18 protein-coding genes and 1 other RNA gene are annotated in these 25,660 nt (G+C 42.0%); 8 read left to right on the top strand and 11 right to left on the bottom strand.

The window, feature by feature from the left end:
* Positions 1–597 precede the first annotated feature (597 nt).
* The 3 genes from Q0L00_RS14590 to Q0L00_RS14580 are packed head-to-tail and all read left to right on the top strand — an operon-like array spanning position 598 to position 3,219.
* Positions 598–1,068, top strand: a complete 471-nt coding sequence (locus Q0L00_RS14590) for a hypothetical protein (protein WP_297337623.1) — start codon at positions 598–600, stop codon at positions 1,066–1,068.
* Entirely contained in the window at positions 1,065–2,480 is a 1,416-nt protein-coding gene (locus tag Q0L00_RS14585; RefSeq protein WP_297337622.1) for an HD domain-containing protein, read from the top strand. Before Q0L00_RS14590 ends, Q0L00_RS14585 begins: the two co-directional genes overlap by 4 nt.
* A gap of 31 nt (positions 2,481–2,511) precedes the next feature.
* Positions 2,512–3,219 (top strand): tetratricopeptide repeat protein, encoded by a 708-nt coding sequence (locus Q0L00_RS14580; protein WP_297337621.1) that lies wholly within the window; start codon positions 2,512–2,514, stop codon positions 3,217–3,219.
* 66 nt (positions 3,220–3,285) lie between these two features.
* Here the strand turns inward: Q0L00_RS14580 and Q0L00_RS14575 are convergent, their stop codons facing one another.
* From Q0L00_RS14575 to Q0L00_RS14540, 8 genes are all read right to left on the bottom strand, one after another.
* Complete coding sequence (locus tag Q0L00_RS14575; protein WP_297337620.1) at positions 3,286–3,498, bottom strand: hypothetical protein; 213 nt, start codon at positions 3,496–3,498, stop codon at positions 3,286–3,288.
* A 110-nt stretch (positions 3,499–3,608) separates the two neighbouring features.
* A complete protein-coding gene (locus Q0L00_RS14570) occupies positions 3,609–4,841 on the bottom strand; it encodes a S8 family peptidase (protein ID WP_297337619.1) in 1,233 nt (410 codons plus the stop codon).
* A gap of 208 nt (positions 4,842–5,049) precedes the next feature.
* Positions 5,050–6,441, bottom strand: coding sequence for a S41 family peptidase (locus tag Q0L00_RS14565; protein WP_297337618.1), 1,392 nt, complete (start codon positions 6,439–6,441; stop codon positions 5,050–5,052).
* 58 nt (positions 6,442–6,499) lie between these two features.
* Positions 6,500–7,207 carry an ATP-binding cassette domain-containing protein gene (locus Q0L00_RS14560; RefSeq protein WP_297337617.1) on the bottom strand — a complete coding sequence of 236 codons (708 nt, stop codon included), beginning with the start codon at positions 7,205–7,207 and terminating at the stop codon, positions 6,500–6,502.
* 6 nt (positions 7,208–7,213) lie between these two features.
* Positions 7,214–7,417 (bottom strand): fructose-6-phosphate aldolase, encoded by a 204-nt coding sequence (locus Q0L00_RS14555; RefSeq protein ID WP_092788711.1) that lies wholly within the window; start codon positions 7,415–7,417, stop codon positions 7,214–7,216.
* A 54-nt stretch (positions 7,418–7,471) separates the two neighbouring features.
* On the bottom strand, positions 7,472–8,131 hold the full coding sequence (fsa, locus tag Q0L00_RS14550; protein WP_297337616.1) for a fructose-6-phosphate aldolase: 660 nt from the start codon (positions 8,129–8,131) through the stop codon (positions 7,472–7,474).
* A gap of 139 nt (positions 8,132–8,270) precedes the next feature.
* Positions 8,271–8,357, bottom strand: an RNA gene (gene ffs / locus Q0L00_RS14545) — signal recognition particle sRNA small type.
* A gap of 407 nt (positions 8,358–8,764) precedes the next feature.
* On the bottom strand, positions 8,765–9,394 hold the full coding sequence (locus tag Q0L00_RS14540; protein WP_297337615.1) for a hypothetical protein: 630 nt from the start codon (positions 9,392–9,394) through the stop codon (positions 8,765–8,767).
* 237 nt (positions 9,395–9,631) lie between these two features.
* Between Q0L00_RS14540 and Q0L00_RS14535 the strand changes: the two genes are divergently transcribed.
* Both Q0L00_RS14535 and Q0L00_RS14530 read left to right on the top strand, forming a co-directional pair.
* On the top strand, positions 9,632–10,180 hold the full coding sequence (locus Q0L00_RS14535; RefSeq protein WP_297337614.1) for a hypothetical protein: 549 nt from the start codon (positions 9,632–9,634) through the stop codon (positions 10,178–10,180).
* A gap of 107 nt (positions 10,181–10,287) precedes the next feature.
* The gene (locus Q0L00_RS14530) at positions 10,288–10,722 is read left to right on the top strand and encodes a response regulator (protein WP_297337613.1); all 435 of its coding nucleotides are present in this window, start codon (positions 10,288–10,290) and stop codon (positions 10,720–10,722) included.
* On the opposite strand, the gene Q0L00_RS14525 is transcribed toward Q0L00_RS14530, so the two are convergent.
* Together Q0L00_RS14525 and Q0L00_RS14520 are read right to left on the bottom strand one after the other, a co-directional pair.
* Entirely contained in the window at positions 10,719–11,144 is a 426-nt protein-coding gene (locus tag Q0L00_RS14525; protein ID WP_297337612.1) for a response regulator, read from the bottom strand. The two genes, Q0L00_RS14530 and Q0L00_RS14525, sit on opposite strands and share 4 nt — an antisense overlap.
* 5 nt (positions 11,145–11,149) lie before the next feature.
* On the bottom strand, positions 11,150–17,500 hold the full coding sequence (locus Q0L00_RS14520) for a PAS domain-containing protein (protein ID WP_297337611.1): 6,351 nt from the start codon (positions 17,498–17,500) through the stop codon (positions 11,150–11,152).
* Positions 17,501–17,970: 470 nt separating this feature from the next.
* Here Q0L00_RS14520 and Q0L00_RS14515 point away from each other — a divergent pair, with 470 nt between their 5' ends.
* Both Q0L00_RS14515 and Q0L00_RS14510 read left to right on the top strand, forming a co-directional pair.
* A complete protein-coding gene (locus tag Q0L00_RS14515; protein ID WP_297337610.1) occupies positions 17,971–18,255 on the top strand; it encodes a hypothetical protein in 285 nt (94 codons plus the stop codon).
* A 171-nt stretch (positions 18,256–18,426) separates the two neighbouring features.
* Complete coding sequence (locus tag Q0L00_RS14510; RefSeq protein ID WP_297337609.1) at positions 18,427–19,797, top strand: ATP-binding protein; 1,371 nt, start codon at positions 18,427–18,429, stop codon at positions 19,795–19,797.
* A gap of 37 nt (positions 19,798–19,834) precedes the next feature.
* On the opposite strand, the gene Q0L00_RS14505 is transcribed toward Q0L00_RS14510, so the two are convergent.
* Complete coding sequence (locus tag Q0L00_RS14505; RefSeq protein WP_297337608.1) at positions 19,835–21,271, bottom strand: sulfatase; 1,437 nt, start codon at positions 21,269–21,271, stop codon at positions 19,835–19,837.
* Positions 21,272–21,583: 312 nt separating this feature from the next.
* Here Q0L00_RS14505 and Q0L00_RS14500 point away from each other — a divergent pair, with 312 nt between their 5' ends.
* Positions 21,584–25,465 carry a glycosyl hydrolase gene (locus Q0L00_RS14500; RefSeq protein WP_297337607.1) on the top strand — a complete coding sequence of 1,294 codons (3,882 nt, stop codon included), beginning with the start codon at positions 21,584–21,586 and terminating at the stop codon, positions 25,463–25,465.
* Positions 25,466–25,660: the final 195 nt, after the last annotated feature.

Genomic DNA, 25,660 nt, shown 5'->3' with positions numbered 1-25,660 from the left:
GGGACCTAGTCCCCCTTTTTTTTTGTTTTTCTTAGGAGCTCAGATTTAGAATTAAAGTAAGAATTTGGTTTTCTGGGTAAGGGTAGGAGTATCATCTATTTTTTTAATCTAAGGTAAAGAAATTGAGGAGAACGGAACTGAAAAAGGTTTCAGATGTCGACTTGTTTCAGATCTTGTACTAGCCCAATACGCTTGTGTTTTTGGATTTTTATTTCCTATTGACGAATTTCTTGGTACTTTTTTAATTATAAATAACTGATAGACAAGGTTTTTTGATTTTTTTTTGTTTTTTGGGCATTCTCCTGACTAGTTGCCTGGATTGGAACAGGGTAGGACTGGATGAATGCGTTTCATTACCGAGTAGTTTCGTTTATTGATAAAAGCAAAGTGGAAATGTCTCCGAATTTTCTTTGTTGGTAGTGGTTGTAGATCCATTCAGGACTTGGGTTGGATGGTCTATTCCGGAGTACTTAGATGAATTTCAAAGTTGATCTGTATAAATTCACTGCCCTATACCATAACTTTTGTCGGTATTGATTTTTTGTTTTTACCTAGCTCTCAATATTCTGATTATTTTTGTAAAAAAATTACAGGACGGTGGATCAGGTTGCACTAGTGAAATTATTTCGAGATCAGGGGGGGCTTACTATTCGTGAAGGGAACGGAAAACCTGTAACCCTCATTAAGCCAGAGGACTGGGAGGTTTCAATGGGTCAAGATTGGGTGTATTTGCTTTTTGATTTGTTCCAGATTAGAATTATCTCTGCGCAATTTTCAGAGGTTTCATTAGATATTGTAGAATATGCATCCAAACCAACGATTTATTCTAGCCCTGCTAACTCTCAAGTTCCTGTGGATTTAAAAAAAGATGGTTTGATTCGATTTTCGCTCATTCGTGATCCCGATTGGAATAAATTGTTGTTTCAACTTTCTCAACCTGTGCTTGCCCAGCTTGACTCCAAAGCCAAACCCGATGTAGAAGTAAAAAATTATTTTCCGCTCTTTGGGCCAAATGTTAAAGAGCTATACCTTGGTGCCGAGGGCGACGTGAAAATCATCAAAGGATGAATTTTAAAAAAGAATTAGAACAAAACGAATTGTTTGAAAAAGTAGCTTCGGCTGCGAAAAAGCTTAACCTGGAAACCTTTGTCGTAGGAGGTTTTGTCCGTGATTTAGTTTTGGGACGTCCCAGTAAAGATCTTGATTTTACTTGTGTAGGTAGTGGAATTGCCCTTGCTGAAGAGGTAGTCCGGCAGTTTGATTACCATGTTCCTCTTTCGGTTTTCAAAAATTTTGGAACGGCTATGCTTAAAGTTGGAGAGAGCGAACTGGAATTTGTTGGGGCCAGGAAGGAATCTTATCGGAGCGAAAGTCGGAAACCTATCGTAGAAGACGGAAGCTTATTGGAAGATTTGGAGCGGAGAGATTTCACCATCAACTCGATGGCCATTTCCCTCAATTCGGAAAATTATGGGGAACTTTTGGATCCCTTTAACGGAATGGGAGATCTTCAAAAAAAAATCATAAAAACACCGCTCAATCCAGAAGTAACATTTTCCGATGATCCGCTTCGGATGATGAGAGCTGTACGATTTGCCAGTCAGTTAGAATTTGACATTGATCCGGATACCTTCTTTGCACTCGCTCAGTATGCCCACCGGCTACGGATTGTTTCTGCCGAGCGAATCATCGTAGAGTTGAATAAAATTATTCTGACCAAAAAGCCTTCCTATGGTTTTAAATTACTCTTTGCGGGAAAACTTTTGCATGAATTTTTCCCTGAAATGGTTGAACTTCAGGGGGTCGATTCGGTGGATGATAAATCGCATAAGGATAATTTTTACCATACACTTCAAGTTTTGGACAATGTGAGCCAGGTTACGGATAATCTTTGGTTAAGGTGGGCAGCCATTATGCATGATATTGCCAAACCGGCAACCAAACGGTTCAATGCTAAAGTGGGCTGGACTTTTCATGGGCATGAGGATAAAGGGGCCCGAATGACACCTGCCATTTTTAAGCGCTTAAAACTGCCGATGGATGAACGCATGCGGTACGTTCAAAAGCTGGTTAGACTTCACCTTCGTCCGATTCCCTTGGTTAAAGATGAAGTTACTGATTCGGCTTTGAGACGATTGCTCTTTGATGCAGGGGATGATATTGATGATTTAATGAAGCTTTGCCGAGCAGATATCACCTCCAAAAACGATAAAAAAGTAAAGCGGTTTTTGGAGAACTTTGACAAAGTAGAACAAAAACTGCGAGAAGTCGAAGAAAAAGATCATGTTCGGAATTTTCAACCTCCCATCAGTGGAGAAGAAATAATGGAAGCCTTAGGCTTGGAACCCTCAAAAATCGTAGGGGAAATAAAAGAAGAAATAAAAGAAGCTATATTGGAAGGCAAAATTCAGAATAATCCCGAAGAAGCCCGGCGATTGATGCTTCAATTGGCCAAAGCAAAAGGACTGGTTAATTCCTAAGATTAATAAAAACAAAAAACAACTATTGAATATGAAAAGAATAGTCTCCTTTTTAGCCATAGCATTGAGTGTGCACCTCAGTTATGGACAAGAATCTAATGATTCGATTCCAAAACTGGATGCAAAAACAAAGCGGATACTGAATATTGAAGATCAAGCAGCTTATCAGCTGGCGATGCGCTACAATGATCCGGCTATGGCGAAAACGAAATTGTATAACTTGATCATCCGAAATCCAGAGAATTTAAGGTTTCAAGAAGCCTTGGGTAGTCTTTATTTTGAAATGGGAGAATCGACCTCTGCGGCCCTAGTCGCTTTAGATATCCTGGAAGTTAATGATAAGAGTATTGGTGCACTGGAAATTGCGGCTTATTCTCTGGAACAAGTGGGTGCCTTGGATCGGGCTCTTCCTCATTTCGAATCGCTTTATTTATTGACTGGAGATAATTTTAGTTTATATAAGAGTGGTTTTTTACAATACTCACTGAAGCGGTTTGAAGAGGCGATGAATTCGGTCAATTTGCTCATAAGCGAAGCAAAGACGGATGAAAAAATCGGATTCCCAAAGAGCCAGACCGAAACCCAAGAGGTATTAATGAAGGCCGCAGCCTTGAACCTGAAAGGAATGATTTATTTGGAGCAAGGCTCAAAAGAGGATGCAAAAGTTGCTTTTGAGGAAGCGATTCAATTAGACCCTGCTTTTGAAATGGCCAAAGAAAATCTTCAAAAAACGCAGTAAGAATAAACTAATCGTAGTTGAAACCGGCCTTTGGTCGGTTTTTTTTGTGATACAGATCTAATAGGTTCAGATAAAAAGTATGTAAGCCAAGGTGGTAGTAGCCATAGAAAGACCTAGACTTAATAGGATGATCTTACCGTAGTTAGTGACCCATTGTTTAACTTTACCGCCATTCATGACGACTAACTCGCTTTTTGGCTTGATCACCTCCTGCACGATGGCAAGTGTTCCCAGAAAATAAACCAATAAAATCAATATAAAGCTTGCTACCGCCTCCATTTTTCAAAAGTAATAAAGCGGTCCTTTCTTAGGGAAGAATATCAAAAAGTTAACGATTTGATAATAAAGCAAAAGCGGCTCACTTCGGTGAACCGCTTTGTGAATACCATTTATTTTACTGCAATTGGATCTGGGTTTCCATCTGGATCTCCAATAGCTAGTCCGTCAGACTGGAGATTTCCAGTAAGGAGAATTCCCGCAACATGGGGAGAGGCCATCGAGGTACCGCTGTAAGTGGCGTATCCCCCGGGAACGGTTGACTTGACCGATACCCCCGGTGCGGCAAAATCCACGGGAGGATTACCGAAATTGGAAAAAGAGGCAAACCGGTCACTTGCATCAATAGCAGAAACGGTATAGATATTGGTACCGTTTGCTCTTGCTGGGGATGAATTATTCGCGTTTTGAGCTTCATTTCCGGCGGCTAAAGCAACTTTTACTCCTGCATTCGCCATACTTATGACAGCGGTATCAAGGGCATCAGAAGCTGGGCCACCTAAGCTCATGTTTGCCACATCTCCAGAGTTGGCATTGGCGGTGACAAAGTCCACTCCGGCAATCACTCCAGAGTAAGAGCCTGATCCTCTACTGTCCAATACTTTGATCGGAACGACTGTTGCGCCAGCAGCTACACCGATCACGCCAATATCATTATTTTTAGCGGCAATAGTTCCTGCTACATGTGTGCCATGACCATTGCCATCAGCGCTTAGATCTGAATCTTTTCCCTTGGTAAACGCATTGAATCCCTGAGATGGGTCTACCGTCAGGTCAGGATGATTGGCGTCGATTCCTGAGTCAATCACATACGCTTTAGCAGATCCAGTGTAAGCCGAACCACCGTTTACACGAGTAATTCCGTAGGGAATTTCTTGAGTAGGATCACTTCCTCCGCCGTCATCTCCCCCACCTCCAGGACCTTTTCCTGGAGGTGGGGCTAATGCGACAATTCGATCTGGCTCGATAAACTGGACTGCAGGGTCTTTGGATAATTCATTGAATTCTTCATCACTAAGACTTACTGAAAACCCTTCGATAGCATTGGCGTAAACATGCTCTAAATTGCCTTCAGCAATCCGGTATTTAGTCAAGAGTTCTGAACCAATTTTCCGCATTGCCGCTTGATTGGCCGCATAATCTTTGGTTTTTCTAAAATTCAGTTGACTAGGATTCAATCGTACAATGTACTGCCCTGGGATAATGTCTCCATTTTTCGCATTAACGACTTCTTGGAGGGGACCAGTCAAAGTAGGGCTTTCTTCCATTGGCTGGCAGCCTACTGTCAGCCCGCCCAGGATTAGCCCGGCATAGAGGGCTGGTTTTTTCCATGAATGTTTTTTCATAAGGTTGGTTGATTAGTAAATAAAATAAGGTTAAACGGTACTTATTTGAAATAAGTGGTTTAATATGAGGTAAAAAATCCAATTGTCCTATTGAAAAATTAAAAATATGCAAAAGAAAGTATTCATCTGGAGAGAAAGGATCGTTGATTGTAGATAAATGACTTTCATCACCAGGTAAGAAAAAAGCCCCTTTAGGAGGGGCTTGGATTTAATTTTTTTGAATCTTATTCGACTCGATCATGGTTCCTGCTCTGGTTTTGTGATCCAAGGTACTACCGAGATCAATTCGATCCAGCCTTTCAATTCTTCCAGAAGAAGGCGTTCCTGTGATTTGTTCGATGGCTGTTCGGAGTAGCAATTCATTGACATCCCCAAATTGGCGAGATCGTTCTTGATTTTCGGTTACGGTAATATTGGGCGTAAACCCTTCTGTATAATCTGATTCATCATTGCTGTTGAAACTTTGGGTCACAATGGGTAAAATGCCGTAGCGGTTTTCTGGATTTTCCTCATCCTCAAACGGAATAGACCCCACGTTTTTGCCAGTAGTAACATCCCCAATCAAAAACACGTCCATATAAGGTCTGAGTCCATTGATAATCAATTCAGAAGCAGAAGCTGTTCGCCTAGAGGTCAAGAAGTAAACTCGATTCCCGGATAAGGTATTCCCTAAATTTTGCTCTTTTGTCCTAAATTCAGTTTGTACATCCTGAAAGTCATCAAATTGACTTAAGAAACTGTTGTATTTTGTTTTAGAAAAAATAGAACCCTCACCCACACCCGGAGCAATTAAACTGGCCAAATTCACAGCTGAGGAAACAAAGCCTCCTCCATTATATCTGAAATCAACAATGAGATGGTTAATCCCCTCAGCTTTGAAATTTGCAAAAATGGCATCCATTTCCTGATCATAACTAGTGCTGTTGTTTCCAGGTCCTGGTGCAAAGAAATGATAGACCACATACCCAATTTTTTGATTTCCGATTGTGTAAATGGAGTCTAGGAAATTTGGGTTTTCAGAGATCTGAACGGGGGTAAGCTCTAGGTTACCTTGATTTTCGTATTGCTCGGTCGCTTCATCATAGCGTAAAAAGTTGATTGTATGGGGACTTGAAATTTCGCTGAGGATGGTCTGAAAATTATCCACATTCATTTGTTGCCCGTTGATCGTTTGGATAATATCCCCTCGCAATAAACCGGCCTCAGCTGCAGGACTGTTACGCTTTACATAGCTGATTAGTGCGATCACATTTTCGCTATCAGAACTTTCTCGGTATAAGATGAATTCATATCCTGCTTCCAACTCGATTCCATTAAGGGAATTAATCAACTCTTGGAAATCCGGATAAATTACCGAAAATCGGTCGGTAGGACGGAATAAAAGTGATTCATAGTAATCCTCTGGGTCCGATTCTTCTGCTAGGGGTGTCCCGATATCATCCAGCCAGTAATAGACTTGATCCATGATTTCCTGTATCCATCGGTTTACTGCTGCATTGGAGTTTGGATCAACCTGTGGAGCAGTCTCTTCCTTATCTCTGCAGCTGCTAAAAAGCCCAATGAAAAGAAGAAATAAGAGAATATGATTAATTTTTTTCATAAACGTTAGGGAGGTCAAATCTTATTAATTAACGCCGAATAGGGGCCAATGTTTTTACTCAGACGGTTCCAAAAGAGACATTATGTGTCTGGCTATCCAATAGCTTTCCTGCTTCACATTTCAGCACCCGATAAGGGTATTTCCGTAGAAGCTCATGATTGTGTGTGGCCATCAATACCGCGGTGCCTTTTTTGTTAATTTCTTGAAAAAGTTTGAAAATCCCATCCGCCACATCCGGATCCAAATTCCCCGTGGGTTCATCGGCTAACAAAATAGAGGGATCATTAAGCAAGGCTCTTGCAATGACTACCCGCTGCTGTTCGCCACCGGAAAGCTGATGGGGCATTTTTGAAGAAGCGTTGGTTAGGCCCACTAAAAGAAGAACCTCAGCCATTCTTTCCTTGATTTTCCCTTTGTCCTTCCATCCGGTAGCTTTCATGACAAAGGCTAAGTTTTCAGCAATTGAGCGATCATTGAAAAGTTGAAAATCCTGGAAAATAATTCCCAGTTTTCTCCTGAGAAAGGGTACTTCGGAGTTTTTGATCTTGGTCAGATCAAAGCCGGCGATTTCTATTTTTCCGCTTTTTAGAGGCAGGTCTGCATAAAGTGTTTTGAGTAAAGAACTTTTTCCGCTTCCGGTTTTTCCAATCAAAAATACAAACTCGTGCTGTTCCACCGAGAAGCTTACATTGCTTAGGATAGGATCTATTCCTTGAAAAATTGTGGCCTGGTCGACCTTTAATACCGGTTGTGTAGCAAAATCCATCGACTGTTAAAGTTCTAGTTTTTGTAATTTTCCAAATGGAAGGTTTTTGATCAGGTTTTCCAGTGCTTCTTCCTTTCCTTCCAAACCAAATTTCTCAATATTTTTCATTGGACGGTCAGCCCTAAAATAAGCTACCAACACAAAGTTCTCATCCCGAATCTGGATGTAATCGGGGATCTTTGCTTTTCCTTTTACCTTAATAATATACATGATTTTTTTAAAAAAGTCGGTTGACGTACAGTAGGTCAACCGACTAGTTTATTATTAGTTGCCGGCGGCTTTGGCATGATCTGCCAGAAACTGTGCCAAACCCGAGTCAGTCAGTGGATGCTTAAGTAATCCGGTGATTACTTTAAGAGGGCAGGTGACCACATCTGCACCGATTTCAGCACATTTGATCAAATGCATGGTATGACGGACAGAAGCTGCTAATACCTCAGTGGCGTAGCCATATGTTTGGTAAATGTGAACAATTTGTTCAATCAGCTCCAGCCCATCAAAGGAAATATCATCCAGTCTTCCAATGAATGGAGAAACATAGCTTGCTCCCGCTTTGGCAGCTAATAAGGCTTGACCCGAGGAAAATACCAAGGTACAGTTGGTTCGGATTCCTTCTCCGTGGAAATACTTTAGTGCTTTCACCCCATCTTTGATCATTGGTATTTTGACCACAATTTTATCATCGATTTTAGCGAGTTCCTTACCTTCCCGGATCATGCCTTCGTAATCTGTCGAAATTACTTCGGCGCTGACTTTGTCGTCGACAATATCACAGATGGCTTTGTAGTGGGCGCGGACATTGTCGTCCCCTGTGATTCCTTCCTTTGCCATCAGGGAAGGGTTGGTGGTTACTCCATCCAATACGCCTAAATCGTAAGCCTCGCGGATTTCGTCTAAATTGGCGGTGTCAATAAAGAATTTCATTTTAAGAAGGGGTTAAATAAATGTGAAAGAAAGTAGGCTAAACATGGTGTCAACCCAACAGGTATGGTAACAAAGTTAAAAGATTAATCTCGTTTGGAAAGCTCAAAAAAGATAAAAGCTTGGCAATTTTCTGGGCAAAAAAGAAGCGGCATCGCACCGCTACAACCGCCTACCCTTGCTTCCTTCCGGACCTGGGGGATTCAGCAGGAGCTGGTCGTGCCGCTAGTCCACAAAGGTAGGGTAAAATTGCCTCATGTCAATGGGATTAACCCCAATCTTTTGAGACCGGACTCCTCGAGGCTGATAATCAATTCATTTAAAATAAGGGAGGACTTATTTTTTTCTTTTCCATTTGCTAATTGATCACCGTTCATTTGTTTATTTCCTTGTCGAATACCCTCTTTTTTTGCGGTCTGGAGGTAGAAAAATGTACTGATTATTTCCAATCTGAAGCTGTTACCCCATACTGGGGAACGTACTTGAAATTATGATTTTGAATTATTCACTGATTTCAATGCCGGCCTGCATCCCCCTGACTTTTTCGGTATTAGCAAGCTCCTTTGCAGGTAATTGATCGTTCCTTCGAATTTGTGCTGGAAGATCTTCTTGAAAAATTGAATGGCTGCTTGGACATCACCGTCCAAAGGTAAGTGTTGGAATGTTTTCATCCTTAGTGCCCTTCGGCGTGGAATGGTCTAATTTAAAGCTAAGTATCGATAGGATAATCCCTATTCCAGAGAGTAGAAAAGAGCTTTGCAGATTTATTTCAGATGATTTTATGGCTGCAAACTGTAATACTAAACCCGTTAGCCACACCAAATTACCAAGCTTGGATTTTCTCCTTTCCCCTAATGCATCTGCTTCACTTTTGGCAGGTTTCCCCAATTCCAAAATCGGAATCAATACCCTACGATACTGCCATAAAATACTAAAGTTCATTACCAATAGTACCCCCAATACATAAGGGGTTCCAATCCACTTTTGCGAGATGGTAAATAACAGGATACATAAGATCATAGGCACTAGCATGATACTTCCCAACAGCTTGAATCGACTGGTTAGCATCAAATAGCCAATGCTTACCTGAGATACAGCTATAAATTTGCCAAAAAGCTCAAGATTGTATTCCTGAAGCTGCTCAATTAAATCCGGTGGTCCGATCCATCCAATGAATAGATGCCCTTCAAAAAGCTTGACCATGCCCGCACTCCAAAAGGTAAATCCTAAGAAAATGGCTATAAAATGGATGAAATTGCGCTTCATACTCAATGGGAATAAAGTGGTTAATTTAACTGATAATAGGGGAAAGTTAGGTATTTGCGCAAAAAGTTCAGCTCCCAGCAACTGCTTATTTAAAGATAAAAACCGGTTGGTTCAGTAAAATTTCTTGGATAGAGGAAGCATTGGCAAAAAAGTAAGGTCACATTGGGTTAAAACAATTATTTTTGGGAGGAAAAGCGTCTTATTAAGTCACATACGATCATTCTGTTTCACAATCCTATGGCAATATCTACAAGTGAACTGGCTCCAGGAAGTAAAATCACCCATCCGAAATTTGGTTTGGGAATGATACTTTCTGTGGATGAAAAGTTTTATAAAATTTATTTTTATTCAACCGAGGAAGTCAAACTACTCGCCAGAGATTTTGATGGCTTTACGGTAGAGGATGCCAAAAAACCCGATTTTCCCATGCTAACCATGCGGGATGTCGAAAAAGCGATACGAGAGGCTTTACTTGCTACCTCTGAGCGGGCACCCCTTGTACCGATGGGAGGAAAATGGATCGGGGGATCGATAAATATCCTTCCAGGTGATCCTAGTTTGCAATCAAAGGAAATTTCAGTAGATGCTTTTTTTCATAAGATTGTAATGGTGAGAGAAAAACTCCGGGTTTTGGAGCAAAATATCAATAATCATCCCAAACTTGATGATCAAGATCGGGTGCATCTCCAGCAATACATTACCCGATGTTATGGTTCATTGACCACCTTTAATGTGTTGTTTGCATACAAGGAAGACCAGTTTAAAGGAAGTAGTGGGAAGGAGTAGGCAACTAGAAAGAAAAACATGGTTTAACTATTTGATTTTTAATGTGTTTTTTCAATGGATTGCACGAAAAAAAATCTCAATTTTGCCTTTCTTATCTTTGGATAAATATGGCTGAATCGAAATTTTTAAACAAAATAATCTTAGTTGACGATGACCCGGCTTTTCATCTGATCGCTAAGAAAAACTTAAAAAAAATTGAGGTATACCAACCACTTCAATCGTTTTACACGGGGAAAGAATTCCTTCAATCGATCTTAGAACAAAAAGATGAAGCAAGGCCTAATTTCTCCAACTTGGTCTTATTGGATATCAATATGCCTGAAATGAATGGTTGGGAATTTTTGGAGGCTTTTTCTCAGCTAGACCATGCTCTTCAGCTGGGGTATTACATTGTCATTTTGACCAGTTCGATTTCCCTAGAGGAGCGAAATCGGGGTTTGTCTTACCCCATGGTCAAAGGCTACTATCACAAACCGATGAATAAAAATGGCATTCGGGGGATTTTAGATGATTATATGGCCAAGGTCAATCCTGAAATCTAAGCTGAGGTACTTGGTAGTTTCACCATATCGGACCAAAAACCCTCGATGGCACTGACCGCATCATCGAATGATTCCATATCTACCGGCTTGGTGAGGTAAAGATTGGCAAAGGACTGATAGCTTTTTTTGATGTCATCAGGTGAAGAAGAGGTGGTAAGGACGATTATGGGAATATGTCTGGTTTTGTCGTTATTTTTCAGGGTTTTCAAAACCTCATGTCCATTTTTAAGTGGAAGATTAATATCCAATAAAATCAAATCCGGACTGACTTCCTTTCTAAACGGACCTTTTTTAGTCACAAAATCGATTCCTTCCTGTCCATTGGTTGCAACCGATATTTTTTTAATAAAGGGCCGACCCGAAAGCACCTCTCGGATCAGAAGGATATCCCCTTCATTATCTTCAATCAGTAAAATGTGCATGTTTCTCATACGGGTTTTTTTGGTAAGGTAAAAGTAAACGTACTACCCACATCTAAGTTTGATTCGACCCAGATCTTTCCGCCCAAACCTTCTATTATTTTTTTAACTATGGCTAGTCCCATTCCAGTCCCATTGTATTCTTCTTTTCGATGCAGGCGTTGAAAAATAACAAAAATTTTATCAAAGTAATCGGTTTTGATCCCAATACCATTGTCAGAGACGGAAATAGACCAATGATCAGCCAGCTCTTTACAAGTGACTTCTACGATTGGTGGGACATCGGGTTTACTATATTTGATGGCATTCCCAATGAGGTTATGGAGAACCTGCAACAAGGGTGAAGGATAGCTTTTTACTTTTGGGTTTCCCCTAAAGAGGAGTTGTCCGTTTTTCTCTTCCAAGAGTCGCTTTTGGAGTAAGCCGACTTCTTTAATGACTTCCCGAAGATCGATCGGTTTGATTTCCTCCTCTTGCTTGCCTACGCGTGAAAATTCCAACAGATCTAAAATAATCTGCCGCATTCTGACTGCCCCTCCTTTGGCAAAATCAATATATCGCAGTGCTTTTTCATCCAGCTGGTCCTGATATCGTCGTTCCAGTTGAGATAAAAAGCTGGATACCATCCGAAGGGGTTCCTGTAAATCATGGGAGGCGATGTAAGCAAATTGTTCGAGTTCGGAATTGGAAATGGCCAATTCCTTCGCCTGTTTTTCTAGATTCTCATTGAGCCGCTTCAGGGATTCTTCATAAGATTTTCGCTCGGTGATATCTGACATAGCTCCTATCGCTCTGATTGGGATGCCTTTGGTATTTCGGATAAATGAGGCTCTGTCAGCGACAAAAGAATAGCTGCCATCGGCTTTCAAAAATCGGTATTCCTCAATCCAATGATTAGACTCCGAACTTTTCATCATTTCCTCTATTTTCTCTATAATTCTGGGTCTATCCTCTTGATGAATCAATCCGATCAGTTTTTCAAATCGGGGTTCGAATAAATCCGGGTCATAGCCAAAAAGTGTTTGGAACCCTTTCCCCCAGAAGAGCTGGTCATTTAGGATATCATAATCCCAAATTGCGTCATTGGTTGCTTTGGCGACCAGTTCAAAGCGCTCGTTGGAAGCTTCCAATTCCGCCTTTGCTAATTTTTCACTCGTGACATCTTTGAAATACACGGTAAGTCCCATTTCGGAGGGAAAAACCGAAACATCAAACCAGCGCCCATATTTCGCGAAATAGTCCTCAAAATGCTGAATCTTACCGGTTTTCATGGCTTTTTGATAAAAATCACGGGAAACCGGATTTGCTTCATCATCGAACACATCCCAAAGGTTTTTCCCTAAAATGGACTCTCGGGAAATCCTCAACATCTGCTCGGCTTTATAATTCCAATAGGTCACCTTGAACTTGAGGTCTACTGCAAAAAAACCATCTCCAATACTTTCGAGAATCGTATTGCGCTCTTCCAAAAGTTCCTGTAAATCAATTTCTGCGACTTTTCGGTCATGGATATCTTGAAAGCTTCCATAGGCCCGGAGCACCAATCCATTCACCACTTGAGCATTTCCTATGCAACGGATCCATTTGGAATTTCCTTGAGGTGTGGTGAGCAATAATTCGATGTCAAAGCCTACTCCAAACCGAATTAATCGCTCCATGGCCTCTCTTGCCTGATTTTTATATTCTCCTTGATAAAATGAATAAGCGGATTCAAGTTCGATGCCCTGCTTATCGGATTCCAATATCTCCCGAGTCGTGTTGGACCATTGGAGCAGTAAGGGGTCTGCGTCAGGAATGACTTCCCAGCTGCCGATTTTGGCCATTCGCGCAGACTGTTCCAGAAGGTTTTCCAAGTTTTTTTGGTCAGTGGTATCCATGACCAAGCTGTCCCAGATTATCCTCCCATCTGCCATTTTATGTGGAGTACCAACGCCTTTGAGGTATCTGATTTTACCATCATGGGAAAGGACCCGCCATTCACAATTCCAGTTGCTGAGGTTGCGGGCAGAATCCTCTATGCTTTTTCGCAGGTTTTCGATATCGCCACCCATGGCTACTTGAGTCCAAACCAAGCCACTATCCCGCACACAATCTTCGGGACTTAGCCCCCAGATTTTATACGAACCTTGGCTTACATGTTGTAGCTTGTTGCTGCCATCCGGATTTAAAACGTATTGAAAAATTACCCCCGGAATACTGTCTGAAACACTTTTGAACCGCATTTCCACCATTTTTCGCTCGTGTATATCCTGAATCGAACCAAAGATTCGAATGCATTTACCATCCACCATTTCCGCTTCCCCGATGGAACGGATCCAGCGTTCTTTCCCTTTGGCGGTGATGACAGGAGCCTCAAATTCATAATTTTCTCCGGATTCCATTGCCTTTCGAACCTTTTCGTTGACCATATCCCGATATTCTTTTCGGTAAAATTCTAAGGCGTTTTCTAAAGTCAGGATTGTGTTTTGATCGGTTTCATGAATCTCATGAGTCATCTTTGACCATTTGATTTCCTTGGTTAAAAGATTGACCTCCCAGCCACCTACTCTGGAGAGCTTGGAAGCGTTATGGAGTAGTTCCTCCAGTTTTTTAAGTTCGGTGATATCCCGGCCAAAGGCGAAAACATTGGAGTCGCTGCCGAAGATTCCCGATGAGCTCCAGGAGATGTATCGGTATTCACCAGATTTCGTACGATACCGGTTGACAAAATTTCTCGCCAGTCGTTCCCCGGATTTGGTTTCTTGGTATTCCTTGCTCGTGTCGCTGAGATCATCCGGATGCACATAATCTATAAAAGGGCGGGTGGTAAGTTCTTCTGCTGAATAGCCCATAAGCTGACAGAAGGCAGGATTTACTTTGGAAAAATAACCATTTGGGGTAGCAATGGCCAAAATATCCGGCGCATTTTCAAAAAACTCCATGAGTTCTTCTTCCTGCTGTTTTCGCTCAATTTCCTTTCCCAAAATTTCCTGAATGACCTGAAGGATAGACTGCGTTTGCAGGTCTTTTTCTAAGTCTGAACTGCAAAGGATGAGACAAGATCCAATGATTTCATCTTTAGATTCGATGGGGATTGCGATACCCGATTTCAATCCAAATTCTTTGGCGGATTGTGAGCGAATAAAATTCGGGTTTTTTTCTAAATGATTCCATACCTGTACCGATCCTGTCTTCCAAGCCGCTCCCGGTAGTCCAGACCCTTTGCTTAGTTCGGATATGGTTTGCTTATGGGTATAAATTGATTCGTATTCGAGGTGTTTAATACTTTTACCTACTAGTTTGAGTTTAGTTTTGGAGTTGCCTTTTAACCATATTTCCGTGATTTCAAAATTTCCAAAATCCAAAATAAGCTGGCAAACCGCTTGGTAGATTTGTAATAGGCTTTGGTCTGTTTTAAATAATTCTGAGATTTTAGCCTTGAGCTCCTTTTGCTCTTGATCGATATGAAGCTGGGTCTGGTCCCGGAGTACTCCGATCATTCGGATCGCCTTGCCTTGTTTGTCACGGATCATAAATCCCTTTTCCTCTACAAATGCGTAGGTTTGATCCTCTTTGAGAAAACGGAAGGTATTGTCCCACCTGGACTGATCGGGGTTTTTAATGAATTGTTCCCACTCTTTTTCTTTCTTTTCTCCATCCTCAGGATGCATGAGCTTTCTCCAATGACTCAAAGTGAAATTTTCAAAATCGATTTGATGGCCAAATACTCGAGTGAAGCTTTCTCCCCAGGTAAAGATATCTTTCTCCACATCCCAGTCAAAAATCGCCTCATTGGTTGATTTATTGACATATTCGTAGCGCTCATTTGAACTTCGGATTTTCTCTAAGTAATCAAACTTGGCCATTAAAATGGACACCAGACGGTGGGTTCGCTCCAAGGTTTCCAGTTCCTGGGCTGATGGGGACTTCGGATAAGGGAAATAGTAAGCCACTGTCCCGATAACCTGTGATCCTGCTGAAATTACTGGGAATGACCAACAAGCACCGATTTGGTAACGCTGAGCTAATTCTCTGAAATCTTGCCAATAAGGGCTTTTTTGGACATCATCTACCAAGACATTTTCTTTTAGAAAAGCTGATGTTCCGCAGGATCCTTGGTTGAGCCCGATGGGCTGTCCTTCGATTTCAGAAATGTATTGGTTTGTCAAAGATGGGGAGCTCAAGTTTCTGAGTTGATCATCTTTAACCCGAAGGATAGACCCTTTTAGGTCCGGAATTAGCTCTTCGAGCTGTAGAATTAATTGATCAAAAATTGTTTTTTCTGAAGCATTTTCTTTAAAACTTGCCTCCATGACCTCTTTTTCGATGGCCTCCAAGGTTCTGAAGTAGTGTTCTCGGCTAATGTCCCGCATGGCCCCCACCGCACGGATGGCCTTTCCTGTTTTATCTCGTAGAATGACGGCTTTATCGTAAACATACGCGTAGTCTTGAGGTCCCCTCAAAAGGCGGAACTCCATTTCCCAAACTTCCTGGTTTTTGTTTTTAAGGGCAGCTCTGAAGCTGTTCAGCACCCTTTTTTTATCCTCTGGATGAATCGCTTGGTTGATCAAGTCATTGTTTTCTGCTTCTGATTGAATCTGAAAGTTGAAGCTTTTGCGGAAGCCGTCTCCCAAAAATAGGGATTGGTTTTTTGGGTTGAAGTCCCAGATACTTTCCGAACCGGCTTTCATGACCAGCTCAAACCGCTCATTACTTTTTTTGAGAAGATTTTGCGCACGTATAATGGCCGTGACATCCACTGAATTGACTACTATCCCTTGGATATCAGGGTCATCAATAAGGTTAGTGGCTACACTTTGGAGCCATCTCCAGCCATCTTCCTGATGTTTCATTCGGAAGGGACGACCTTTGATCTGCCTTTTATGATCAATTGCTGAGAAATCTCTTCTCACCTGCTTTACATCTTCAGGGTGAATAAAATCTTCGGCAACCTGTCCGATAAGGGTTTCGATTTTTTGACCTAAATAGGACTCATAATTTGGGCTGAGGTAGTTGTAAGTTCCTTGAGGACTGATGATGGTAACCAAGTCTGCTCCTTCCTGAGCGAGTGTTTTAAACCTTTTTTCACTTTTTTGTAGGTTTTCTTTAGCCAGGTACTCGGTGGTAATGTCCTTAAAGTTATCGACAATTCCATTGATGACCGGGTCATGAAGCATATTGGTGATGGTAGCAGAAACCCATCTCCAGGAACCGTTTTTGTGTTGGACTCGAGCAGGATGTCCCGGGAGCGATTTTCCTGGATTTGCCAAAGCTGCTTGGAGTTGTTTCTCTACTCCGGCAAAATCATCCGGATGTACAAGTTTGTCCAGACTGATTTTCATCGCCTCGGATTCGGAATAACCCAATACCCGATGAATAGATGGGGAAACGTAAGTTGGTTTTCCATCTAAGCCTAAAATTGCCACCGCCTCATCGCTATTTTCGACTAGAGTCCGAAACCGTTTTTCACGTTTAATGATCTCTTGATTAGCAATGACCTGCCCTGTGATGTTCGTGTGGGTACCAAACATCCGAGCAGGGTTACCTTCCTGGTCCCAATCCATCACTTGGCCTCGGTCTAAAACCCAGATCCAGGATCCATTTTTATGCTTCATCCGGACCTCGCATTCATACATTTGGTTTTTGCCTTGAAGGCAGCTTTCCAGCCAGAGATTGGAAGTTTCTAAATCTTCGGGATGAATAAATTTTACCCGGGTTTCTCGGTCGATGGTTCCCAGTTCCTCCAGGGTGTAGCCAATCATTTCTGCCCAACTTGAACTGTAGTGCAATTCATTGTTTAAAATATCCCATTCCCAAGTCCCCACTTTAGTGGCAAGAATAAGATTATGGACTCGAAGATGCTCTTTTTCCAATTCGGATTTAATCTTTTCGAGCTGAATTTTGTGTTGGTTGAGTTCCAATACATGAACTACTTGATTGGCAAGTTTTCGGAGCCCTTGGATTTGGGCATCCGAAAGTTTACGACGTTTTTGGTCCTGCACACAGATACTTCCAATCAGGTTGTTTTGGCTATCGATTAAAGGAGCTCCAGCATGGAATACAACCCCATTTTCCCTGTTGACAAGGGGATGATCCTGATAGTTTGGGTTTTGGTTGATGTCTTCTAATACAGTAATCTCATTGGGTCTTTCCAAAAGCTCCCGGCAAAGCGATTTTTTTACTGAAATTGTCGGAGCTTTTATCCCTTTGCTGGCTTTGAAAATCTGTTCACCATTGATGAAGAAGGAAATAAACGCATAAGGCACTTTGCAGAGCTCTCGCGCCAATTCAGCTAAATCATCAAACTCCTTTTCTAGGGTAGATGTCAATGCCGTTTCTAAAAATGATTCAGGATTATCGTTTTTTTCAGAATTCTTCATTTCATATTCTGGGAATAAAAAATCGGTTATGATAATTTCACTATTAATGTAAGGATATTTTGGAGAAATTATAGATGACTTTTTTTGAAAAAATACTTAGGAAGAGGAAAATCTCCGAAAAGTTCTTTTCCCTAGACTTAAATCTCGGCTTGGATTCAATTTTAGCATGATATACCTATCCCTACTTATTACTTAAAAATCTAACTTAGCTATGATTAATTCGGTATTCCTAATGTAATGTTAAAATTCGGTTCGTTGGGCTTGGTTTTAATCAGGTAACCAAGGGGTTGACTGATTTCAAAGTTTTGAAAAAAAATGCTCTTGAGAGTTTGAATTGTTCTTTTGACTGCACCCTATTGGGCTGAAAAAAAAGAGATGAATAAGAAATAAAAAAATCATTTTGTGGATATTATAATTTTTAAAGATATTTGGTTGAATGATTTTTTAGGCATTTAATAAATCCCCCTATAATGATGAACCCTGATTGGTCAAAAGTAATCAACAACGCTGTGGAGGTATTGCAAAAATCCGACAATGGCATTGTTTTACTCGATATGTACAACACTATATTGACTCCGGAAGAAGCAGCTTTTAATAAAATTACGGTTACGCCTTATAATGCCCTAAAATTTATTCAAGAGCAGTTTTTATCGCTTGGTTTTGATATCTATAAAAAAGAAAACCGAATAAAGATGATTGCCTTACTGGAGGAAATAGACCGACAAATGAATGAAAAACGAAAAGCTAAACTTTAATTTAGCTAAGACAATCTGAAGGGGGGATGGAGCCCTGATTAGCTTTTTTATGATTTATCCTCAACCAGTATTCAATACCGGTGAATTATTAGTACCTTGATCAGAAGGGTTACCAGCACTTCATGACCCTTGGATAGTATACTAAGACTTAGCCTCTACTCAGCCTTCTAGATGAAATTTTGGAATTCGTACAAGAAAGTGATTTGGAATAATTTAGGTTTTGAAGACCTGACTGTCCAAGGGTTGACCTTTTGGCAAAACCAACTTTTTTACATTACGCTGATCTATTTAATTCCATTTAGTACCCTGGTTTTAATTCCTGGCATGTATGTCTCTTTTTTGGAAAAGCGGTGGTTCTTGATCTCTTCTGATATGGTTGCCATTTGCACACTTTTACTTCTTGCTTTTAGTTCTTGGCCAAGCGTCAAAGTAAAAAAATCCCTTTTTATCTATTTGATCTATTTTTTGGCTGTAGTGTTGATGATCGAGTTGGGGCTTTTGGGACCGGGATTGATGTATTTAGTGGGAGGGGCTGTTTTTACGGCCTTACTCTTACCCAAGTCTTATTGGAAATTGTCCATTGGCGCCAGTATTTTGGTTTGTTTACTGTATTATTTGGCTCAAGGCTACGCTTGGGCATCAATTCCCGAAAATCAACGAATTGAGCTGATCCCATTTTTGGCAGTGACGCTTAATGTGTTTTTTGTCAATGCGATTATTGCTATTCTACTTCCTCTGCTTCTCCAAAAAATGGAGGAAAACCTGTTGCTTCAGCGAAATCTCATGGAGCAACTCGAGGGGAGTAATCAACGATTGGATAGCTCTTTGAAAAAGCTTGAATTTTATAATCTCAGTATGGGGCAACTGGTCAAAGTGACTTCTCAGGAACTGCAAGAACCCTTGCGGATGATTTCGGCTTTTCTGAGACGAATCAAGGATAAGTATCACGATCGGTTGGATGAAAAGGGGCTGACCTTTATCGATTTTGCCATGAAGGGTGAGCAGGATGTTCGGGATATCGTCATGCGTCTCTGGGAATTTTCGATTGCAGAAAAGGCCGAATGGAAAGTGGAGACGATTGATCTCAATGCATTGGTTCAGGAAATTCTTCTCAGCAATAAACGTGAAATAGAAACTTACCCAGTCAAAATTCAAATTGGGAAGCTTCCCAGAATCAATACCGATAAGGACATGATTACGGCTATTTTTACGAACCTATTGATGAATGCCGTGCAGTTTTCTAAACCCAATCAAGAAAATAAAATTGAGATAGCCTATACCGAATTGAAAAATGAACTGGTTTTTGAGTTTGGCGATCATGGAATAGGAATAGAAAAGGAGCAAATTGATAAAATCTTTTTGGCCTATAAACGAATCCCCATTCAAAACTACAAACGCAAACGAATAGGCCTAGGTCTTCTCATCGTGAAGCGAGCAGTAGAAGCCCTCCAAGGAGAGGTTTGGATCGAATCAGTTTTTGGTAAAGGAACAACTGTCTTCGTGTCCTTGCCCAAGCATATCCGAAAGGAAGATCAGGATTAGCTTTTCCTTTTGTGAGCGAGAGATGTTTTGGTGAATGCTAGCGGTTTGGCCGTGGGAAAGCTGCTTTGGTGGAAATCAGCCACTCAAAAAGCTCCGACCTTAAGTCCGCAGCAAGTTGGGGTTTCTGGCTGGCTAGGTTTTTCTTTTCACTGATATCATCTTTAATGTGATACAATTCCACCTGTTTACTTTCGAAGAAATAAATCAACTTCCAATCACCTTTTCGGATGACCGAACCCGGATTTCCTCCCTGATTTCCATAGTGCGGATAATGCCAGAATAGGCTCCGGTTTTCTAAATCTTCAGAGCCGGTGATCAGGTTTTTCAAACTTTTTCCATCTTCATCTTCGGCTTCTCCACCTATTCCTGCCATTTCCAATATCGTTGGTTTCAAGTCCATGGAAATCACAGGGGTTTGGATTTCTATTCCTTCCTGTAAGTTTCCCGCCCAATTCATCAAAAGGGGTACACGAATTCCTCCTTCGTACAACCAGCCTTTTCCGGCGCGGAGAGGCAAATTACTGGTGGGACTGCCCTCTGCGGTGGTTAATCCCCCATTGTCTGAAAAGAATATAATCAGGGTGTTATTCTGTAGCCCTTGTGCATGGACTTCATCGAGTACTTTTCCAATCGCCTGATCCATGGCTTCGACCATTCCCGCGTAGATGGCATGTGCTTGGGTAGTCCGGCTTTTCGTGTCCCACTCGGGTTCGAAGTGATCTTCCAATCCCATCTTAGCTCGTTTTTCAAGGTATTTTTCTTCTAATTCAGGCGTGGTCATTAAGGGAGTATGCACCGCATAAAATGACAAAAAAGCAAAGAATGGTTCCTTGCGATGAGCTCGGATAAACTTCACGGTCTCCTCACCAAGACGATAGGGGAGGTATTCACCCTGTGGTCCATCCTCCAATCGGGGATTGTTGTAGGGAGAAAAGTACTTATTTCCTGTGGATGGGGCCCCTTTACTTGTTCCTCCTTTGTTGATTTCAAATCCCTGGTTTTCTGGCCAAAATTCCTCGCTTTCACCCAAATGCCATTTTCCGGCAAAAAACGTCCGATACCCAGCTTGCAAAAATTCCTCAGCCAGTGTAGTCTCTTCCAAAGCCATATTCGGCTCATAATGGGCTGGTTTGAGTGGTTTATCCCGTGTCCAATGACCGGAAATCTCATCCGGCTGTGGAGCTCCAAACCAGTCGGTATTGTAGGTTTTGGAGGGGTATTTTCCGGTCATGATACTGGCTCTTGTTGGAGAGCAAACCGGCGATGCGGTATAGGCTTGGGTGAACTTGACTCCTGATTTTGCCAGCCGATCCAGGTTGGGAGTTTCATAAAACTGACTCCCGGCATTGCTCATGTCCATCCAGCCAAAATCATCAGCAAGGATAAAAATGACATTGGGCTTTTCTGTTTGCTGAGCCAAAGATGGAAAAGTTGTTAATATCAAACTGAAGCAAATGATCAGATTTTTATACATGGAGGTAAGGGGTTTTTTTAGGTTATTAATACTAAGGCTCCTTTTCGAAAATCCCTAATCTGAAATACAGGAACTGACCCTTTTGAATCGATGAACCTCCGAATTGATTGATTTCACCCCTATTTCCTTATCAGGGATAAAAGGAATATGCGCACTGAATGATAATTGTCATTCCTATAATTGTGACTTTTGCCATTTGTCTATCTGACTTTTAGATGGATATGACTTTTGGAATGAATGATTTGTACCCCCGATTAGCGAGGACTGTAGGTAGATTTGGATTCAAGATAAAACTTGTTAACCCAAAAGACCATGAAACACAATTACTTGCCCATTCGTAAAGGCTTGCTTTTCGCTCTGATTTGTTTCGGATTCAGCTCCGTACTCTTTGCAGAACAAGGAAAAAGCAAAGCAAATGGAAACCCCTGTAATTCCTCAAATCAGTATTTGTATTGGACTGGTGAGATGAATAATGATTTCTTTAATGAAAATAACTGGCGTCTGACACAGGAAAAACCCAGTGCTCCCAATCCTCCCGGATTGACGGGTGGAAGCGGCGAGTCTGCGAAGTCTGCCTGCCTTCCAGGAGCAAACTCGGAGCCCTGGGAGATTTGCCCCAACTCACAGAATCCCGAAAAAGACCCTCATCCTCAAGCGGGGACGTTGGAACCCGGTCAAGCGATCGACTACAATCTATGGGTCGATGGGGCGGAAATCACCGCATCTGGAGATATTACGTTTGCCTGTGATCAAAAAGGAATCACCTCAATTGCTTCTCAAATTGAAGTACAGGGAAGTATCGAGCAAGGGGTTTTGTCACTCGATGGAGAAAGCACAGTGAAAACTCAAAATGAGGATTGGAATCCAGGATTTTCTGTCAATTTCCTTGATCCCGCTTCTTGGCTATATGTCAGCGATGTCAATCCTCTTGAGCTACAGGATCAGCTTTCCCAGATTATGATTTCAAATGAAACTGGTGACCTGGATCAAAATTTCCGTATCAATCAATATTATCAAAAAGGAGCGGTCATTCGACCCTTGGATTCGGAATTCGGACCGATAGAAGTTTTTTCATCGTTGGGAGAAGAGGGGGCAGGAGTCAGCCTTGAGGAGGATTTGATTTATAGAGGCGGAGGAATTCCATTGGGAGATAATGTGCTTTCTTCTTTCATTTTGAAGCGGGGATTTATGGTCACTTTGGCAAATAATCCGGATGGAACGGGAAAGAGCAAAGTGTACATCGCCTCTGAGGAAGATTTGACAGTGGACAATTTACCAGCTGCCATGCAAGGGAATGTGAGTTTTCTCCGCGTGGTGCCGTGGAACTGGGTGACTAAAAAAGGAACCGGCGGATTTTACGGTGGGCTAGATGCCGGTTGGTATTACAATTGGGGCCTGGGTGAGGTTTCCCGGCCCAATTACGACTATGTGCCCATGGCTTGGGGTGCTGGAGGAGCATCTCCGGCCAATATCCAGAACATGATCAATAAAAAGAAACCTTCTCATGTCTTGGGATTCAATGAGTCGGATAATTGCAATGGAGAGTCCGGTCAGTTCAATAACCTTTGTGAACCTGCTGTAGCAGTAGCCTACTATGAAAACCTGATGGGATTAGGGCTTCGTTTGGGTTCGCCCGCCCCCAGGGAAAATGGTCCCACCGGCTGGCTGAGAGAGTTTAATGAGATTGCCAAATCTCGAGATGTACGCTTTGACTTTGTGGCCGTACACTGGTACGATTGGGGAAGCAATCCGGCCAATAGCCCAAATGCCAATGCTCAGGATATTTTCAACCGGTTCAAAGCTTACTTAAATAACGTATACAAAATTTACAATTTGCCGATTTGGATCACGGAATTTAATGCCAACCCCAATCGTGGGAATGCCATACAGGAGGAATTTTTGGAATTGGCCTTACCTTATTTGGAAAGCTTGGCTTATGTGGAGCGCTATGCTTATTTTCAGCCCAATCCCGCAAATTCTCAAAACGATGTCGAGCCGGCTTTTTATTATGACGATAATGACAATCTGACTAATATCGGAGAACTCTATCTCAATCATACATCTTCGCCATCGATTCCAGAATTATCCTACGCAGCTCCCAATAATCTCGAGCAGATGGATGATCCATTGATCGAAACTCCTGTCAATGTCCTCTCTTTCGAAGCAGAATGTGGGGATTACCTTGGAAATCAGTGGACGATCCTGACAGATGAAACAGCGGCTAACGGCCTTTATATCAAAGGGGATCCGAGCCAAGACGGCGAAAGCGCAAATGCAAAGCGGGTTCACTTTGAGTTTGATTTGGAAAATGCGGATGAATACCGGGTTTGGATTCGGTCAAAATCTGTCGCAGGAACCCCCGGTGCTGTGCGGATCGGTGTTGACGGGAATGAACTGGAGCAAGTGGCTCCGTTTAATAGTTCCGAGTTTACCTGGTTTCAGATTCCAAGATTCTATGATCTTGGAGAGGGAAGACATCGGCTGACTTTGGAGTTTCCCAATGCCAGCATTCAGCTCGATCAAGTAGCCATACTCAATGGACCAAGCGACTTGGATGGGTTGTTTCAGGAGGAAGGGGCTTGTGCTCCGGAGGAATTTACTTGGGGCAGGCTATTGACGGATTTGATTGATTATTACGAAGCTGAGGAAGCGAATCTAGGTCCCTGGTGGGAACTGGAAATTAATGAATCTGCGATCGGTGGATTGGCGGTGAAAAGCCTCGAAGATCAGCAGTCCCTAGATGCTCCGGCTGGAGCAAAAGGAATTTTGACCTTTAACCTGGAAGTGGAACAAGCTGACGAATATGAGCTTTGGGCAAAAATCCAAGCCAAAGAAGAAGCGGAGGCAGCACTTTGGCTATCCGTAGATGGAGAAGAGTTTCGGAAATGGAGCAATCTCCAGGACACCCTGTATGAATGGTATTGGCAGAAATTTTACCATAGCTACGATGCTGAGGATAGAGACTTCACTTATTTCTTAAGAGAGGGATCCCATGAAGTACGAATAGCGATTGGAACTGGAAATGTACAAGTAGATCGCTTGGCGCTAGCCAGCAAAGGAAAACTTCCTGATAATGAAGACCCCAATGTCATCGCCCAAGTGGAGGAACAATTGGAATTTGAAGCTGAGGATGCTACTATTCTAGGCAATGCCACTATTTTGAACTGTGCAACCTCATCAAATGGTCAGCAGGTCAATATGCGAAATGTAAATACCAACGGGGTGCGTTTTGATCAGATCGTCGCTCAGGACGCTGGTACGTATATTTTGAGTATTACCTACATGAGTGCAGTTTCCCGTTCCTTCCGACTGGTAGTCAACGGCGATTTTATCGGACAGCAAACCGTGGAATCCTCAGGTGCTTGGTGCAGCGGCGGCGGATCTCCTGATGTATATCAAGTGGAGGTCAATCTCAATTCCGGAATCAATACCATCGAGTTGACTCCATTCAGTGGTGATGCTCCATTTATGGATAAGATCAAATTGGAGAAAGCTGCTTTCGAAACCATTTCTCTCGAAGCGGAGGAAGCAGAATTGATTGGCGGAGTCAATATTGTGAATTGTATCACTGCATCTAATGGCCAACAAGTCAATGCCTTTACAAGTACAGCTAATGCCATTCGTTTCTCTGATATCAGCATCACTCAAGCAGGAACTTACCTGTTAGATATTACCTATATGTCTGCGGTAAATCGTACCATGAATGTGTCCATTAATGGAGATGCTGCCGAAAACTTGAGCTTTGAGGATTCTGGTGAATGGTGTTTTAATAGTGGCCAAACTAGTATCAAAACTGTCGAAGTTGAACTAAACTCAGGAAATATCGCCATTGAATTCAAACCAGATGGTTCCATGGCTCCATTTATTGACAAAATTGCTATTCGATCTTTGGAGACTGAGAACTTTCGTTTGGTAACAGAGGAAGAAGCAGAAGCGGAAAAACTGGCTAAAGATTGGATGATTTATCCCAACCCTATTTCCAAAGGCAGCCCACTTCATATTTCTATCCCCGAGTTTGATGGACAAGAATCGCTGATTCAAGTACTGGACCCAAACGGCAAAATCATTCGCACTGAGATAGTGGGATCTGGCACCCATGAAATGGACTTGTTTGATAGAATTTCTTCCGGAATCTATGTGATTTTGCTGAAGCAAGGATATATCTGGCAAAGCAAAAAGCTGATTGTTCAATAATTAGCTGAACTATTCTTTTTAAAACCCAAGTGCGGAAGAGTCACGGCTTTTCCGCACTTTTTTAATCCGAAAGCCACAATTTCAATTCTTTTTCTGGTTTCTGAATGATTTATCCTCAAGCTTGACCGATTTCACCCCTAGCGTGGGCAGCTTTGATTGGTAGCTTAGTGGAAACAGCTGAATAAGAAAGGAGTT

The sequence above is a fragment of the Algoriphagus sp. genome (assembly GCF_024305035.1).
Taxonomy (GTDB): Bacteria; Bacteroidota; Bacteroidia; order Cytophagales; family Cyclobacteriaceae; genus Algoriphagus.
Note: the sequence above shows the minus strand (reverse complement) of the source record. Positions and strands in the feature narration are given on the sequence as shown.

Excerpts from the sequence above, each read along its gene's own strand:
- Q0L00_RS14575 (WP_297337620.1), bottom strand. The coding sequence starts at position 3,498 with ATGGAGGCGGTAGCAAGCTTTATATTGATTTTATTGGTTTATTTTCTG.
- Q0L00_RS14505 (WP_297337608.1), bottom strand. The coding sequence starts at position 21,271 with ATGTATAAAAATCTGATCATTTGCTTCAGTTTGATATTAACAACTTTT.
- fsa (WP_297337616.1), bottom strand. The coding sequence starts at position 8,131 with ATGAAATTCTTTATTGACACCGCCAATTTAGACGAAATCCGCGAGGCT.
- Q0L00_RS14500 (WP_297337607.1), top strand. The coding sequence starts at position 21,584 with ATGAAACACAATTACTTGCCCATTCGTAAAGGCTTGCTTTTCGCTCTG.
- Q0L00_RS14585 (WP_297337622.1), top strand. The coding sequence starts at position 1,065 with ATGAATTTTAAAAAAGAATTAGAACAAAACGAATTGTTTGAAAAAGTA.
- Q0L00_RS14530 (WP_297337613.1), top strand. The coding sequence starts at position 10,288 with ATGGCTGAATCGAAATTTTTAAACAAAATAATCTTAGTTGACGATGAC.
- Q0L00_RS14510 (WP_297337609.1), top strand. The coding sequence starts at position 18,427 with ATGAAATTTTGGAATTCGTACAAGAAAGTGATTTGGAATAATTTAGGT.
- Q0L00_RS14555 (WP_092788711.1), bottom strand. The coding sequence starts at position 7,417 with ATGTATATTATTAAGGTAAAAGGAAAAGCAAAGATCCCCGATTACATC.
- Q0L00_RS14525 (WP_297337612.1), bottom strand. The coding sequence starts at position 11,144 with ATGCACATTTTACTGATTGAAGATAATGAAGGGGATATCCTTCTGATC.
- Q0L00_RS14565 (WP_297337618.1), bottom strand. The coding sequence starts at position 6,441 with ATGAAAAAAATTAATCATATTCTCTTATTTCTTCTTTTCATTGGGCTT.
- Q0L00_RS14520 (WP_297337611.1), bottom strand. The coding sequence starts at position 17,500 with ATGAAGAATTCTGAAAAAAACGATAATCCTGAATCATTTTTAGAAACG.
- Q0L00_RS14540 (WP_297337615.1), bottom strand. The coding sequence starts at position 9,394 with ATGAAGCGCAATTTCATCCATTTTATAGCCATTTTCTTAGGATTTACC.
- Q0L00_RS14580 (WP_297337621.1), top strand. The coding sequence starts at position 2,512 with ATGAAAAGAATAGTCTCCTTTTTAGCCATAGCATTGAGTGTGCACCTC.
- Q0L00_RS14535 (WP_297337614.1), top strand. The coding sequence starts at position 9,632 with ATGGCAATATCTACAAGTGAACTGGCTCCAGGAAGTAAAATCACCCAT.
- Q0L00_RS14560 (WP_297337617.1), bottom strand. The coding sequence starts at position 7,207 with ATGGATTTTGCTACACAACCGGTATTAAAGGTCGACCAGGCCACAATT.
- Q0L00_RS14570 (WP_297337619.1), bottom strand. The coding sequence starts at position 4,841 with ATGAAAAAACATTCATGGAAAAAACCAGCCCTCTATGCCGGGCTAATC.
- Q0L00_RS14515 (WP_297337610.1), top strand. The coding sequence starts at position 17,971 with ATGATGAACCCTGATTGGTCAAAAGTAATCAACAACGCTGTGGAGGTA.